Annotated in this window: 12 protein-coding genes; 1 reads left to right on the top strand and 11 read right to left on the bottom strand. The window is 38.0% G+C overall.

The genetic code is table 11. The features are described from left to right. Positions 1–114 precede the first annotated feature (114 nt). The 4 genes from L0951_RS03530 to rpiB form a co-directional block, all read right to left on the bottom strand. Positions 115–1,041: an LD-carboxypeptidase gene (locus L0951_RS03530; protein ID WP_410686003.1), complete on the bottom strand. Its 927-nt coding sequence runs from the start codon at positions 1,039–1,041 to the stop codon at positions 115–117. Next, positions 1,041–1,724, bottom strand: coding sequence for a LysE family translocator (locus L0951_RS03525; RefSeq protein ID WP_234109486.1), 684 nt, complete (start codon positions 1,722–1,724; stop codon positions 1,041–1,043). The genes L0951_RS03530 and L0951_RS03525 overlap by 1 nt, the downstream gene beginning before the upstream one ends. 110 nt (positions 1,725–1,834) lie before the next feature. After that, positions 1,835–3,988 (bottom strand): ribonuclease R, encoded by a 2,154-nt coding sequence (gene rnr, locus L0951_RS03520; protein ID WP_234109485.1) that lies wholly within the window; start codon positions 3,986–3,988, stop codon positions 1,835–1,837. A 91-nt stretch (positions 3,989–4,079) separates the two neighbouring features. After that, positions 4,080–4,511: a ribose 5-phosphate isomerase B gene (gene rpiB, locus L0951_RS03515; protein WP_234109484.1), complete on the bottom strand. Its 432-nt coding sequence runs from the start codon at positions 4,509–4,511 to the stop codon at positions 4,080–4,082. 686 nt (positions 4,512–5,197) lie between these two features. Here rpiB and L0951_RS03510 point away from each other — a divergent pair. Further along, on the top strand, positions 5,198–6,388 hold the full coding sequence (locus L0951_RS03510) for a phosphoglycerate kinase (protein WP_234109483.1): 1,191 nt from the start codon (positions 5,198–5,200) through the stop codon (positions 6,386–6,388). 59 nt (positions 6,389–6,447) lie between these two features. Here L0951_RS03510 and L0951_RS03505 read toward each other — a convergent pair whose 3' ends face one another. The 7 genes from L0951_RS03505 to L0951_RS03475 all read right to left on the bottom strand — a co-directional run bounded on the left by L0951_RS03505 (position 6,448) and on the right by L0951_RS03475 (position 16,147). Continuing rightward, positions 6,448–7,539 carry an acyloxyacyl hydrolase gene (locus tag L0951_RS03505; protein ID WP_234109482.1) on the bottom strand — a complete coding sequence of 364 codons (1,092 nt, stop codon included), beginning with the start codon at positions 7,537–7,539 and terminating at the stop codon, positions 6,448–6,450. A gap of 56 nt (positions 7,540–7,595) precedes the next feature. Then, positions 7,596–8,414, bottom strand: coding sequence for a class I SAM-dependent methyltransferase (locus tag L0951_RS03500; protein ID WP_234109481.1), 819 nt, complete (start codon positions 8,412–8,414; stop codon positions 7,596–7,598). 79 nt (positions 8,415–8,493) lie between these two features. Continuing rightward, a complete protein-coding gene (gene mnmG, locus L0951_RS03495) occupies positions 8,494–10,356 on the bottom strand; it encodes a tRNA uridine-5-carboxymethylaminomethyl(34) synthesis enzyme MnmG (RefSeq protein ID WP_234109480.1) in 1,863 nt (620 codons plus the stop codon). A gap of 190 nt (positions 10,357–10,546) precedes the next feature. Continuing rightward, positions 10,547–10,954, bottom strand: coding sequence for an rRNA maturation RNase YbeY (ybeY, locus tag L0951_RS03490; protein ID WP_234109479.1), 408 nt, complete (start codon positions 10,952–10,954; stop codon positions 10,547–10,549). Positions 10,955–10,958: 4 nt separating this feature from the next. Continuing rightward, positions 10,959–13,118, bottom strand: a complete 2,160-nt coding sequence (locus L0951_RS03485; RefSeq protein ID WP_234109478.1) for a patatin-like phospholipase family protein — start codon at positions 13,116–13,118, stop codon at positions 10,959–10,961. After that, positions 13,118–15,562, bottom strand: coding sequence for a bifunctional UDP-N-acetylmuramoyl-tripeptide:D-alanyl-D-alanine ligase/alanine racemase (locus L0951_RS03480; protein ID WP_234109477.1), 2,445 nt, complete (start codon positions 15,560–15,562; stop codon positions 13,118–13,120). Before L0951_RS03480 ends, L0951_RS03485 begins: the two co-directional genes overlap by 1 nt. Next, positions 15,563–16,147, bottom strand: a complete 585-nt coding sequence (locus L0951_RS03475) for a thymidine kinase (protein ID WP_234109476.1) — start codon at positions 16,145–16,147, stop codon at positions 15,563–15,565. It lies immediately after the preceding gene. Positions 16,148–16,196 lie beyond the last annotated feature (49 nt).

Genomic DNA, 16,196 nt, shown 5'->3' with positions numbered 1-16,196 from the left:
TACTTGTTGCAAATGGATGCAGGTTGCAATGATTGCTTTCCTATATTCTTTTTAGTATTTCAAGGTTAAAAAAAAGCGTTTTATTACTCCGAAAAAGGAGAAATCTCTACGATTTCACCCGAAGGTAATTTTTTGCTTTTTCTCCACCTCAATCTTGACCTGAGCACCTAAAATCAGCGGTCGGTTGTCATAAATATGTCCATTCGGAAACCCGAAAACGGCTGGAAAATCATATTTCGCGATCCGCTCGAAAATAATTTTATAAGCAAACCCATCAAAACTGTCTTCGTAGTTTTTGTTGTCTTTTTGGTCGCCCATATTGGTCATTCCACCGATAATGAGTCCCTTAATTTTTCGGAAAACACCAGCCAAATCAAGCGACATCAACATTCGGTCTAAAGCATAAAAATGCTCACCGATATCTTCAATAAAAAGGATTCTGTCATTAAAATTAAAGGAGTAGGGAGTTCCCAAAAGTGCATAAATCAGCGCTAGATTTCCGCCAATCAATTCACCTTCAGCTTTTCCATTTCTGCTGAATTCGTTTTTCTCAATGGTATATTTCGGAAGTTTTCCCTTTAGAATATCGAAAGTCAAACCATAACTTTCATCGGATACCCCGAAACTTGAAGTTTTAATGGTTTGTCCATGAATCGAGGCAAATCCATTTTTCAGCAAAAAACTTTGAATGACCGTGTTGTCCGAATATCCAATATACCATTTCGGGTCTTTTTTAAACTTTGAAAGCTTCAAATGTCTGAGCAAATGCTGACAACCGTAACCCCCTCTCGAAGCCCAAATTGCGGAAACTTCATCATTATTTAAAGCCCAGTTCAAATCTGAAATCCTTTCTTTTTCGGTTCCGGCATACTGGTACCCGTTTGCAAATTTCGTATAGAGGTTTTTTCCGAGCACCGGTTCAAATCCATTAGCTTTAATAATCTCCAAACCTTTCTGCAATTGAGATTCTTCCACTGCTCCTGCTGGAGAAATGATTGCAATCCGGTCACCTTTTTTTAATGATTTTGGAAATATAGGGATCATTTGTGAACTTGTTTTTGTTCGGTCTTTTCGGCCTGCTCCAATTTCTTGTCAAATTGGTTAAATTTTTTGAAACTTTGAAGAAAAATAAAGATGCTGAAGGCTACCAAAATAAACCCAACTCCTCTTCTAATAGTGTTTGCAAGGCGTTGGTTGAGTTTATCGTGGAATTGTTTTGCAAGTGAAATTTTCAGGAAATCAATGAGTAAATAAGTCCCTACAACCAATCCCATATAGAGTAGAAAATCTCTGATATCAGGATAAGCGTTTCTCACAGAGACCACGGTCACCAACCAAAAAAGAACCACACCAATGTTCAGAATATTAAATAAAAAGCCGTTCAGGAACGTTCTGCCATAATTTTGGTTGATGATTTTTTCCTCACCGTGCAGGTGCATTTTCGTGCGAGAAACCATCATATAAAGTGCGTAAATAAAGACAATAAATGCAGTTATTCGGTAAAATCCGGGGTGTTTGTCTATAATTTCCACCAGATCAGCGCTGGCAAAATAGGAAGCGGCTATACATATTATATCGGCTACAACCACTCCTAAATCAAGTGCTAATGCATGTTTTGGACCGCGAGAAAAACTGGTTTCGATCAGGAGGAAAAAAATGGGTCCGATGAAAACCAGACTCAACATAATTCCCAAACCCACCGAAGAGAATATAAGTTCAAGCATATTTCAAAAATTCTTAACGTATACTGAGCGAAGACTTCTTTTTGCTCCGCACAAATATACATTTTAAGATTTATTTAGAAATTTCGGAACGTACCGCTCTGGGAAAACTTCTATTTCACGATCTTAAAGTCCAGCTGTTTTTGAACCAGATTTGCTTTCATGACTTTGATTTTCACTTCGTCACCTAATTGATATTGATTACCCGTTCTGGTACCGTAAACAAGATGATTTTTAGCATCATACATATAGGAATCGTCCATTAAATCACGTAATTTGATCAATCCTTCTGCACCGTTTTCGGGGATTTGAACCCAGAAACCAAATTCAGCAACACCGGAGATTACACCCGTAAATTCCTGGCCCAAATGCTTTTCCATGAACTTCACCTGCATGAACTTAATGGAATCCCGCTCTGCATCGGCTGCGAGTCGCTCCATATTGCTGCAGTGTTTACATTTTTCTTCATATTCCTGCTTATTGACGGATTTTCCACCATCCAGGTAATGTTGCAACAGACGGTGTGCAATCAGGTCAGGATACCGGCGAATCGGCGAGGTAAAATGGGTGTAAAATTCGAAACCAAGTCCATAATGTCCGATAGGTTCTGTGGAATAAATCGCTTTGCTCATGGAGCGCATTGCCAAAGTCTCAATCATGTTTTCTTCGCCTTTTCCCTGAACGTCTTTCAACAGTTTATTTAATGATTCGGCTACTTTTTTGGTATTTGCCAAATTCAGCTGATAACCAAAACTGCCGACAAAATCGCGCAATGCCTCCAATTTTTGCGGATCCGGATCGTCGTGGATCCGGTAAATAAAGGTCAGGTTTGTGGGTTCGCCTTTTCCACTCAATGAAATATACTCCGAAACCTTCCGGTTTGCCAACAGCATAAACTCCTCAATCAAATGGTTGGAATCTTTGCTCATCTTAAAGTAAACTCCAATCGGCTCATTGTTCTCATCGAGGTTAAATCTCACTTCACTTCGATCAAACGTGATCGCACCTTTGTTAATCCGGTCTTTGCGCAAAATCTTTGCTAAACGGTCTAAAGTGAGTATTTCCTCGGTCAGATCCCCGGTTCCGGTTTCTATTCTTTCCTGTGCCTCTTCATAGGAAAAACGTCTGTTTGAATGGATCACGGTCCTTCCAAACCATTGGTTTACTACATTTGCGTTGTCATCTAATTCAAAAACGGCAGAAAAAGTGTATTTATCTTCATTTGGACGAAGCGAACATACGTCATTGCTCAAAACTTCGGGCAACATTGGAACCACTCTGTCCACCAAATAAACGGAATTTGCGCGGTTGTAGGCTTCGTCATCAAGGAGGGTTCCGGGAATCACATAATGCGAAACATCCGCGATATGTACTCCGATTTCCCAGTTTCCATTCGGCAATTTTTGGAGTGAGAGCGCATCATCGAAATCTTTGGCATCTTTAGGATCAATGGTGAAGGTCAGTACATTTCTCATATCGCGGCGTTTAGCAACTTCTGAATCGTGAATGTTCCTGTCGATTTCATCTGCTTCTTTTTCCACTTCTTCTGGGAAACTATAAGGCAATCCATACTCCGCAAGGATGGAGTGAATTTCGGTTTCGTGTTCACCGGGAGCACCCAGAACTTTAATGATTTCTCCTTCTGGATTTTTGGAATCAGAATCCCATTTCAGCATTTTCACCACTACTTTGTCTCCATCTCGGGCAGTGAGCATTTTGCCTTTCGGAATAAAAATATCGGTATTGAGGTATTTTTTGTCGCTTACCACGAAACCGAAATCTTTGTGCTTAATAAGCTGAAAAGTTCCCACAAATTCTTCGCGACTCCTTTCAATGACTTCTAAAACCGAACCTTCCATTTTCTTTCCTTTGAAATGATAGGTTACAATCAGCACCGTATCTCCTTGCAAAGCATGTTTCACGTTTTTGGCGTGAATAAAGATATCGTTTTCCATACCTTCTACTTTTACATAGGCGTTTCCGGTTTGGTTAAAGTCGATGACTCCGGTCAAAGTACCTTCAATCTTAAGGTTTACGATGTATTTTCCCTGTTCCACTTCCTTGATTTTGTCCTCCGCACGAAGCTTGTGCAAAGCCTGAATGACCTGTTCTCTTTGGCGCGGATTCCGGTAATCGATTCCTTCTGCAATCTGCTTGTAGTTATATATTTTGCTGGATTTTTCATTCATAAAACGCATAATTAAACGACCGATTTCCTGAAGTTTATGGTTGTTTTTATGGGATATGAAATTTGATTTTTTTGGCATAAATGGTTTATGTTTTTGTTAAGTGTTAAAATGAGGAACTTATGTGAAAAAATTCCCCGATATATGGAATGAAGAGGTGGATTGGAGGGGTTCAGATACCCGAAATCTTCTCCACTCTTTTTTGGTGCCGTCCTCCTTCAAAAGGAGTTTCCAAGAATCTCTCCACAATTTCAAGAGCAAGTTCTTTTGCGATAAATCTCGCAGGGATTGCCACCATATTGCAATTGTTGTGCTGTCTCGCCAATGCTCCCAATTCCGGCATCCAACATAATGCGCAACGGATTTTTTGGTGTTTGTTGGCACTCAATTGCACACCTTGTCCGCTGCCGCATATCAGAATTCCCAATTCGTTTTCTCCGTTCTCTACTGAGGTTGCGGCGGGATGAACAAAATCCGGGTAATCCACAGAATCTAAAGAATTAGTTCCGAAATCCTGTATCTCATATCGGGAAGAAAGTTGATTTTTCAAGTATTCCTTGTATTCGAAACCTGCATGGTCGCAAGCAATAGCTATCTTTTTCATTTTTTAGATGGATTTAGTGGTGTGCTTACAAATTTATGACTATTAAAATAAAAAAAAGGATTGATCGCATTTATATTATAGCACCAGTGATCAATCTATCTTTTGTTTTATATGTTACTATCTGATTTACTGACCTTTAAATAACTTGTCATTCAAAACCAGAGCTATTTATTACGTTTTGGCAGAACTTAGAAGAGGGGAATAGCTCAAAAACTTATGACCAAAATGAGTGCAAAATCCAGTGAATTCATGTGGATAACTTTATGAAAGATTCACTTTTTTAATTCATATTAAATTCATATTGCACAAAAATGATCATGTATCCTCCAGATAAGTTTGCAAAATTTTGATGCCGAAATCATGATGTTCTCCATATCCTTATTGCAAAGAAAAGCTCTGTTCAGGAGTTATCAACAATTGTTAATAAGCGTTAAAAATAGTTAAAAATCAATGCATTAATTTGTGAATTGAATATGAATTGAAGCACAACTTAATGTGATGAAAAAAGATAAAGTATCTTATCCACATTTTCCACAGCTACAACAACATCATTCATATTCTTTTTTATAGAAAAGGAAATTAATGTTGAGGAAATGAGTTTTGCTAGTTTGTGGAATTTTATTCAGAAATTAATTTCTAATCGTGGGATTAAATCTTAAATTTGTGAAACCAAAATCAAGCCATTTATGAAGACGATTCTAGATTATAATTTTAAAGATCAAAAAGCCTTGGTGCGTGTGGATTTCAATGTTCCGCAAAATGCAGATTTACAAGTAACTGATTCTACAAGAATTGAAGCGGTAAAGCCAACGGTTGAGAAAATCTTGAGTGATGGTGGCTCAGTAATACTGATGACGCATTTGGGAAGACCGAAAGGTAAATTTTCTGAGGAGTTTTCGCTGAAGCACATTATTCCTGATATTGAAAAAGCTTTTGGCAAAACGGTGAAGTTTTGTCCGGATTGCATTGGGGAAGATGCCATGAATATGGCAAAAAATTTGCAAGGCGGCGAGATTTTATTGCTGGAAAATTTGAGATTTTATAATGAAGAGGAGCTTGGAGATCGCGGATTCGCAGAGAAATTATCAAAGCTGGGTGATGCGTATGTCAATGATGCTTTCGGAACCGCTCACCGAGCACATGCTTCTACAGCAGTAATTGCACAATTTTTTCCTTCAACTAAGTTTTTCGGTTTATTGATGGCAAAGGAATTGGATGCCATTGAAAAAGTATTGAAAAAAGGTGAAAAGCCTATTACGGCGATTTTGGGTGGTTCAAAAGTTTCCACAAAAATTACGATAATTGAAAATATTTTGCCTGCGGTGGACCATCTGATTATTGGTGGCGGAATGGCATTTACATTTATTAAAGCTTTGGGCGGACATATTGGAAACTCATTGATTGAAATAGACAAACAGCAACTGGCACTTGAAATTATAGAAAAGGCAAAGGCAGAAAATGTAAAGGTTTATTTGCCCGTAGATGCAATTATTGCTGAAGAATTTACTAATGATTCCGCAAGAAGGGATTGTAATATTTACGAAATTCCGGAAGGATGGATGGGGTTAGATGCAGGTCCGAGAAGTCGGGATATTTTTAATGATGTGATTCTTAATTCCAGAACTATTCTTTGGAATGGACCAATTGGTGTTTTTGAGATGTTGAATTTTGCTGCAGGAACAGTTGCCTTAGGAAATAGTATCGCCGAAGCTACCAGGTTAGGTGCTTTTTCACTTGTTGGTGGTGGGGATTCTGTGGCGTTTGTGAAACAATTCGGTTATGACGACCAAGTCAGCTATGTTTCCACGGGCGGTGGAGCAATGCTGGAAAGTCTGGAAGGAAAGGAGCTTCCTGGAGTTTCTGCGATAAATAATTGAATGAACTAATATTTTAGTTTTAAGGATAATGAGCAAGAATAACTTGCTCATTGTTATTTTCAGAATCGTGCAAACAATCCAAAACTGATGAAGTCAGCTTGAACCTTATGCGCCGTCATCATTGATTCTGCACCGAGTTTTGGTGTGATATAATATCGTAGTCCGGCTTTCCAGTAGGTTTTTTGGTCATATGGACTTTTGAAATAGAGATAATAACCATAATTGGCATTAAAGGAAATCTTGTTCATTTTTATTTCAGCACCTACGCTGCTGCCAATTCGCCAGTGTTCCCACGATTTACCCCAATAGGGAACAGAATCATCATAGACTTCCGGATTAAAGACTTGATCGTAGTAAACCGCGTCCAAACCGATCTTTAACCCAATAGTATTGTTGATAAAGTGCGAATAAGCGGGAGAAATTGCGATACGATAGAATGCATCCTTGATTTTATATTTCCCACGTTGGCCAACTCCGATACCAATTTCGAATGCCTGTTTTTTCACTTGCAATTCTGGTTTTTGTACTTCTTTTTTGTCCGCAGAAAGATTAATATTCCTTTGAATACCAATGGATGCAGAAATAGTGTTTACTCCGGCATTGGGTAATTGAATTGCGCCGTTTGAGAAGTGCAGGAACGAGACGCGGGAAGTCAGTGCATAATCTCTTGCGAAATTGTACTGAACCCCTAAACCTGCATCAAATAACGCATTGAGATGACTGCCAAAAAAATAGGAATCAGGATCGGTATGAACCGTTTTGGTGATGTAGGCAATGCCAAGAGTGGGAGAGAAGAGTAGATTAAAATCACCCAATTTTGCCAGCTGAAAATCCACATTTACTGTGGCGGCGAAAATTTTGCCAAATCCATAATTTCTTCCCCATAGATCATGTTGCATTTGGTCCAAGTCCAAAAAGATCAGATTATACTTAATATTTTTTGCAGAGAGAAATTTCACCCATTCTTCTTTTCGGTTTTCTACATGGGTTCCAAAAGTTAGGGAATGTCCGGAGATATAGTTTTTGATATCGCCTTTTATTTTTCCAACACTTTGTGCGGCGAGGAATTGGTAACCAATAAAATTTTCACTGGTATTTTGAGAGGGGAAAAGTAAGGGAATTACTGTGAGTAAAAAATAGAATTTCTTCAATATGTTTAAATTTGAATAAAAAATTGACGTTCAGAAACGGCTCAAAAATACAAAAACTATTTTTTCTCGACTAAGTAGACCAAACTGGAAAATTCGCCCGATTTTACCGCCTTAAAATTTGAAATTACTCCGTAAAACATTCCTTTGAACCAAAATAGTGGTGATTTCTTATATTTTTCGCTGAGCATAGAAATATAGAAAGCGTCCAAATGTAAAGGTTTTATTTTTTTCAAATGCCACTTTTCGTTGTTCATTAATTTTTCCATTCCGGATTTTGAGAAATGGAAAACATGGCGGGGAACATCATATGCTGCCCAAAATTTTCCGTAATGCTGGGCATCGAAGGAGGTATGGTTTGGAACTGCAATTATCAGTAAACCATTGGTTTTGAGTTTTTTATGAAAAATATTTAATATATATTGCTGATTATCAATATGTTCAAGAACGTGCCACAAAGTTATGGCATCTAAAGTGTCATCTGCGATCGAATCAAGATTAGATAAAATTTGTGTTTTTGCTACTTTTTTAATAGCGGCATTTCGTGCCAATTGATTCGGTTCAATTCCATAGGTCTTAAAATCATCTTCTATAAACTTGAGAAATTCTCCTGCGCCACATCCGTAATCCAACACTTTTGCATGAAGGAAAAGTTCCTTTGCCAGAATATTTCGTTTGTAATTCAGATTGAATCGTTGGATAAATTTATACAGTTTTTCTTTTAAACTTCCCGAATCCTGATGGTGAGAAATATAATCCTTGCTTTCGTAATATTTATCCAGGTTGTGGGGCAGTGGAGTAGTCCGTAAAATTCCTGGAATTTCTGTTTCCACGATTTCAAAATTTTCTTGGGTTAGAAAATGATCTTTAATTTTCATTAATGAATATTTATTTTAAGGACTAGATATGGAAATTTGATTATTTTTCTGTCAATGTTTCACGTGAAACAAATTCGGATTACCTACCAAGGTATATTAAGAGCACATTAATATCTGCCGGTGAAACACCGCTGATTCTGGATGCTTGTGCAATGGTTCTCGGTTGAATTTTTTGGAATTTTTGCTTTGCTTCTGAAGAAAGAGAAAATATTTTAGAATAATCAAAATCATCTGGAATTTTGATGGTTTCCAAACGGTTCAGTTTTGCCACATTTTCTTTTTCCTTTTCAATATAGCCACGGTATTTAATGTTGATTTCTGCCTGTTCACGAACTTCCTCACTATAATTTTCAGTAGCAGTTTTAATGAAATCAATTTCATTTAATTTGTCCAAGGTCATATTCGGTCGGGTCAAGATTTGGGCAGCTCGGTAAGCTTGATCGACTGGAGCAGATTCTATTTTTTCTAAAATTGGATTAATGATTCCTGGTTTCAGAGATGTTTCTCTCAAGAAACCTTCCAATTCATTACTTTTTGCAATTTTTTCTTCTACCTTTTTCAATCTTTCGTCTTTGGCCAAACCTAAACGATGAGATTTTTCGGTTAAACGGATATCGGCATTGTCCTGTCTAAGAAGCAATCGGTATTCTGCGCGGGAAGTGAACATTCGATATGGTTCCTCTGTTCCTTTGGTAATCAGATCGTCGATCAATACTCCTATATAGGCTTCGTCGCGGTTCAGCGTGAATTCTTCCTTATCGTTAACTTTGTTGTGTGCGTTGATTCCTGCTATTAATCCTTGTCCTGCAGCTTCTTCGTACCCGGTTGTACCGTTTATTTGTCCAGCAAAGTAGAGGTTTTGAATCAATTTGGTTTCCAAAGTGTGATTCAATTGGGTAGGGGGGAAGTAGTCATATTCAATGGCGTAACCAGGTCGGAAAACTTTAACATTTTCAAATCCAGGGATGTGTTTCATAGCCTTTACTTGGATTTCTTCCGGGAGAGATGAGCTGAAACCGTTCACATAGATTTCTACTGTTCTCCAACCTTCTGGTTCCACAAAAAGTTGATGACGGTTTCTTTCTGCGAATCGGTTGATTTTGTCTTCAATACTGGGGCAATATCTTGGTCCAATACTTTGGATAGTACCATTAAACATTGGACTTCGGTCAAATCCTTCACGTAAAATCTCATGAACGGTTTCGTTGGTATAAACGATGTGGCAACTTAATTGTTTTTCGAGTTTTGGAGCATCCAGATATGAAAATTTTCCAGGATTTTCATCTCCCTTTTGTTCCTCCATCTTTGTATAGTCTAAGCTTCTGCCGTCAACTCGTGGTGGTGTTCCCGTTTTCATTCTACCTGCCTGAAAACCTAATGAAACCAGCTGTTCGGTTATTCCAAATGCTCTTGGTTCACCCATTCTGCCTCCACCAAGTTGTTTATCTCCTACATGAATTAGGCCATTGAGGAATGTTCCATTGGTCAGAACTACTGATTTTGCCCTGATCTGAATCCCCAATGAAGTCACAACTCCTGTGACTTTGTGATTTTCAATGATTAGACTTTTCACCATATCCTGAAAAAAATCCAGATTTGGTGTATTTTCTAATGCCAATCTCCATTCATATGCAAATAACATTCGGTCGTTTTGCGTTCTGGGAGACCACATTGCCGGACCTTTCGATAGATTGAGCATCTTAAACTGAATGGCAGATTGATCAGCGATAATACCGGAGTAACCACCCATTGCATCAATTTCTCGCACGATTTGTCCTTTTGCGATTCCGCCCATTGCCGGATTGCAGCTCATTTGACCAATGGTCTGCATGTTCATGGTGACAAGTAAAGTTTTTGAACCCAGGTTGGCAGCTGCAGCCGCGGCTTCACAACCTGCATGACCTGCTCCAACTACGATGACGTCATATATTTCGTTAATCATTTTATTAAAGGTAGATGATGTTTTTATGTGTAAATGTTTCACGTGAAACATTTTTAAGATTTTTTTAGCATATCTCATGGAAACTCGCCCGATTACAGCCGATGCGCCGCAACAATCTTTGGATATTTTATTGGAGGGGCGATGATGAGTTCTGCCTGTCTGCAGAGAGGATACAGCGGGAGAATAGCTCCTAAAGAATACTTAAATAAAAATCTTCTTTTGCTCGCATTTCTGCAATTTCTTCTTTTGTTTTGTCTTTGTAGCCAATCAAATGAAGAATTCCATGTGCCAAAACCCTGTGAAACTCTGAGTTAAAGTCTTTTGCTAATGTTTTGGAGTTTTCTAAAATGCGCGGCAAAGATACAAAAATATCAGCGGAAATGGTTTTGCCCTTCACATAGTCGAATGTAATGATGTCGGTGTAGTAATCGTGATCCAGAAAATCCCGGTTTACTTTCAGTAGATACTCATCATCGCAGAAAATATAGGTAATCTCACCCAGTTTTCTGTTCTCAGAAATAATGAGTTCTTCCAGCCATTTAATACTGGTTGGTAAAATTTCAATTTTGTCTATATTTTCGAAGAAAAAATGTATCATAGTTTTAAAACCAGTGTCCCAAAATTACACTGAAAATTCCGTTACTTGTGGTAAATGAGCGGCTGTAATTGAGTTTAATTTGGCCGAATGGAAGTCTGTAACCTGCAGTCAACCCAGCAGAAGTTTCTGCGATATGGAAGATCTCATCGACTTGTATTGCATCAAAAAGATTGGCAAAATTGAGATCTGCAATCGCAAAATAGTTTTTTAAAATCTTAAACTGGACTGCATTTGTGGCAGTAAGTATATTGTTTGCATGGAGGTAACCAAATTCATATCCTGGAAACGGGGTGAAATTATTCGCATTTTGTTCAAAGATTCCGCCGATCTGATATTTATAGTAAGAGTTTAAGTTGTCACCCACGGTGAAGCCACCGAAAAGATCCAATTTATAGGTCATCCATGAATTGACAGGAAAGTTCATTTTGGTGCTTATCTTTGCTTGAAAGGGCTTTTCCTTCTTTTCCTTATCAAATAGGTCAATTATTTTTCCCTCCACGTTCAGATAGAATCCACGTGTTGCGAAATTTTTTTCATCGCGGGTATCACTTTTGATGAAAAAGTACGGATTGATGAAATTTTTGCTGTCTATGGATTTTCCCACGTTTGTGCGAGCTTCATAATAATCATGACTAAGACCTGCTCCAATTGCATAACGGTCTTTCCATACCGATTGAATATATGCTTCGGTACGGTACCAGTTCCAGGTGTCACTGGTGTATCCGTTGAAATCTTTCAAATCCAAGGTCATCCCGGAACCATAAATTCCAAATCCTGGAATGTATCCGTTGTCAATGAAATAATTGAAGTAATATCTTGGTTTATCACCCACCACCACATCCAGCGAAATAATAGCATTTCGGAATAATAGCCTTTTGACTGTAGCATTGAGTAACATTCCCGTTTTGAATACTTCATCATAGTGCAAACCTAATTTTAAGAAAAACCGGGTGTCATCTTCGCTTACATCTAGCATCAGATAATTCTTGTCATTCTTGGTGACCAGATCATAGTTGATTAATTTATAATTGTTGGTTGCATAAAGTTTGTCCACCATTTTATTGATGGTTCCATAAGTCTGAATGGAAGGCAATTTCAGGTTCATCTTTCCTAAAATGTAGTTTTTTCCGAAAATATTGGCATTATCCAGTTCTAGACTATCAATTTTGTAAACATTGGAGTAAATGGTATTTGCCGGAGAACGTAAGAGCTGCTTTTCCCGCTTTGGCAAAAGTGACAATACGTCGACATACTTTTGTGCGACCACAAATCCAGAATCCAGAATCGCTTTTTTGGCATCGTAACTTGTAGCATTTAATCCTTTCAGGTTCGGATGAATAGTAATGTCTGTGTACTGTGATTGGATCTTTGTTTCCTTTTTTATTCCGAAATCAATCACCTGGTTCAATATAGAAATGGCAGACTGCAATTCATCGCGATTGGCTAAAGTTTGGCTCAAATCTACTCCAATAACCACATCTAATCCTTTGTCTTTTAATGGTTTAGAAGGAAAATTAACGGTTATAGCTCCGTCGATGTAAATGGAGTCTCCAATTTTTACAGGATCCATCAAGCCGGGAAATGCAGAACTTGCCATGATGGAAGTTACCAAATCACCTTTCTCGAAAATTTCCATTTTGCCACTTTCTAAGTTGGTGGCAACACACATGAAAGGAATGGGTAATTTTGAGAAATCGTCAATATTTGAAACGTTTTTAAAGAGTTCCTTCAATAGATAAATGTTCTTTTGCCCCGTAGAAATAGCTTTTGGCAAAAAATTTATCCTACCTTTGGATACGGGTATCGTAAGAAGGTATTTGTCTACAGATTTGTTGAAAAATGAAGTCTCCTGGCGTGTTTTTTCGTTGGCAATGAGCGTAAAGAAATCCGTATCCATTACGATTTTTTCAATTTCTTCGCCTGTATAACCTGATGCATATAGTCCGCCGATAATAGCACCCATACTGGTTCCTGAAATGTAGTCCACTTTAACTCCAAGAGAATCAAGGACTTTCAAAACTCCAATGTGGGCAAATCCTTTTGCTCCTCCGCCAGAAAGTGACAAACCGATCTTGGCATTTTTTGGAACTTTAAAACCTTCCTTCACTTGAGAGAAGTGAAAAGTTGCAAAAAATAGAAGAAAAAAAGGAAATATTTTTTTCATTAATCTTTAATATAGATTCTTTTTACCCGCCGAGAAATCGAGGTCAAAACCTCGTAAGGTATGGTTTGGCAGTAATCTGCAAATTCTTCCAAACTTGGATTGGAGTTGAAGATGATTACCTCTTCGCCTTCTTTAGCAGGAAATTCACCGATGTTGATCATCATCATGTCCATGCAGACATTACCAACAATTGGGAAGGTATTATGGTCAATGCCAACTTTTCCCCTTTTATTTCCAATAAGTCTAGGTATTCCGTCTGCGTAACCTACTGGAATAGTGGCTATTCTGGTAGCATTTTCTGCCTTGAATCTGCGGTTGTACCCCACGGACTCTCCTTCGTTAACTTCTGAAATTTGCGAAATCACTGTTTTAAATCGAACTGCACTTTGCAATTTCTTCTTAATTTCCGGATTTGTTGAAATTCCTACCATTCCGATGCCGATTCGAACCATATCAAATTGATAATCTGAATAATGTACAATACCAGAAGTATTTAGAATATGCCGAATCGGTTCATCATTTAATGCAGAAATTAATTTTTCTGAATTATTTTTAAAAATATTAATTTGATCCAAAGTGTATGCTTTTTCAGCTGGATCATCAGAAGCGGAAAGATGGCTGAAAATACTCTTAACTTTCACATGCGTTGATTTCAACTTGTGGATGAGCTCATCCAGCTCATTTCCTTTAAAACCAAGTCTATGCATTCCCGTTTCCAGTTTAATATGAATTGGGTATTTTTGCTGGATTCCTTTTCGGATTAATTGTTCGTTGAACAGTTCTAAAACGCGGAAACTGTAAATTTCAGGTTCCAGGTCATAATCAATGATGATATCGTAGCTGTGCTGTTCGGGATTCATCACCATAATAGGAGTTGTGATCCCATTTTTTCGCAAATCCACTCCTTCGTCTGCATATGCAACTCCCAGATAATCAATGTGATGATGTTGTAAAAATTCAGCGATTTCATATCCTCCCAATCCGTAGGAATAGGCCTTCACCATGGCCATCATTTTGGTTTGCGGCTTCAGCAGCGACTTATGGATATTGATATTGTGAAGAATTGCATTGAGGTTAACTTCCAGAACCGTGTCGTGTTTTTGAAGTTCCAGATGGCTTTTTACTTTTTCGATTTCAAATTTCCGGGCACCTTTTAAAAGAATCAATTCATTTTCAATCAGATTAAATTGCTGATTTTCAATTAAATGTTTAGTATCAATGAAAGTATAAGTTTCAGAGGTAAATAAACTTTCAAACTTTGAAATTTCTTCACCAACTAAGAAAATTTTGCTGAAGTTCTGCTGATTGGTTAAGTGGGCCACTTCCTCATAAAGCTGATCCGAGTTTTTACCTTCCACAAAATCGGTCAAAACCAATGACTTTTTCTGCTTGTTGTATTCGTTAATGAATTGATACGCAATTTTCAACGAATCCAGATCCAAGTTAAATGAATCATTGATGATTAGATTGTTACGAACACCATTCACGCTTTCCAAACGCATTTCGATCGATTTCAGCGAATTGAGTTTCTCAATGATTTTGGAATTGGATAGACCGAATTCCTTTAAAGCGGCAATTACGCAAAGTACGTTGCTCAAAGTCGCTTCGTCTCTTTTTGAAACCGGAACCGAAAATTCTTCATCGAAATACTTTATGATCAGATTTGAATTCTTGTTCTTCCAATCGTTTTTAATGAAAATATGATTACTGGTTTTTAAACCGAATGATATTAATTTTTTGCTTGAGTAGATGTCATTAATTTTATTGCGAACCAGGTCGTTATCACCATTGAAAATGATAATCTGAGCATCTTTGAATAATGAAATTTTCTCATCGATCAGTTGCGATTCATTTTCGAAATTGGAGGAATGCGCCGAACCAATATGTGTTAAAATTCCAATCTGAGGAGGAAATATTTCTTGCAAAATCTGCATTTCATTCGGTTTAGAAATACCAACCTCGAAAATCCCGAGCTGATGTTTTTGGTTGATTTCCAATAGTGAAATTGGAAGTCCAATTTGGGAATTAAAACTTTTTGGACTTTTTACGGTATCGAACTCGTCAAAAAGCGATTGATAAAGCCATTCCTTCACAATGGTTTTTCCGTTGCTTCCCGTAATTCCAATGGTTTTCAGATGAAATTGAATCAGGTGAAATTTTGCCAAATCCTGCAGAAATCTCACGGAATTCTCTGTGATAATCCATGTAACATTCGGAATATCTTTGAGTTGATGTTCGGATATGATCACAGAAATTCCTTTTTCAACGGCAGAATTAATATATTTTTCGCCGGAGTTTTTCGAGGTATTGATTGCGAGAAATGCGGTGTTTTGAACAGAGAAAATATTTCGGCTATCGAAGGCGATATTTTTGACAACGATATGTTCATCACCAATTAATTGAGAATGGGTAAGTTCGGCAAGTTGTTTTGTAGTGTAGTTCATCTAGTTTTTCTTCGACATTTCTTCATTAAAAACTTTTCTGCTCACGGCTTCGTAACTTTCGGTTTCGCCGAGCTGCACCAAATCGGTACTCGCAGAAGTTCGCATGGAATAATTGGCAAGATTTCCGGTTCGCTTGCAGATGGCGTGAACTTTCGTCACATATTCTGCGGTCGCCATGAGATTCGGCATCGGGCCAAAAGGTCTGCCTAAAAAGTCCATATCTAAACCCGCAATCACTACACGTATCCCGTTGTTTGCCAATTGATTGGCGACTTCCACCACACTTTCGTCAAAGAACTGGGCTTCGTCAATTCCCACCACATCGCAGGTAGAGCCGAGCAGCAAAATTTCGTTGGGACTTTCCACCGGTGTGCTGCGGATTTTGTTGAGATTATGCGATACCACCTCTTCTTCAGCGTATCGGGTATCCAGTTTTGGTTTAAATATCTCTACATTTTGTCCCGCCATTTCTGCCCTTCGAAGTCGGCGGATCAATTCCTCAGTTTTTCCTGAAAACATGGAGCCGCAGATTACTTCCATCCAGCCGCTTTGTTTGGCGTGATTAATTGTATTTTCTAAAAACATTTGTTAAATTAGCCGTAATATTTAAGATATCAAAATTAAGGAATTTTAA

The sequence above is a fragment of the Chryseobacterium sp. R2A-55 genome (assembly GCF_021401085.1).
GTDB lineage: Bacteria > Bacteroidota > Bacteroidia > Flavobacteriales > Weeksellaceae > Kaistella.
The sequence above is the reverse complement of the archived record's forward strand: the minus strand, read 5'-3'. Positions and strand labels throughout refer to the sequence as shown.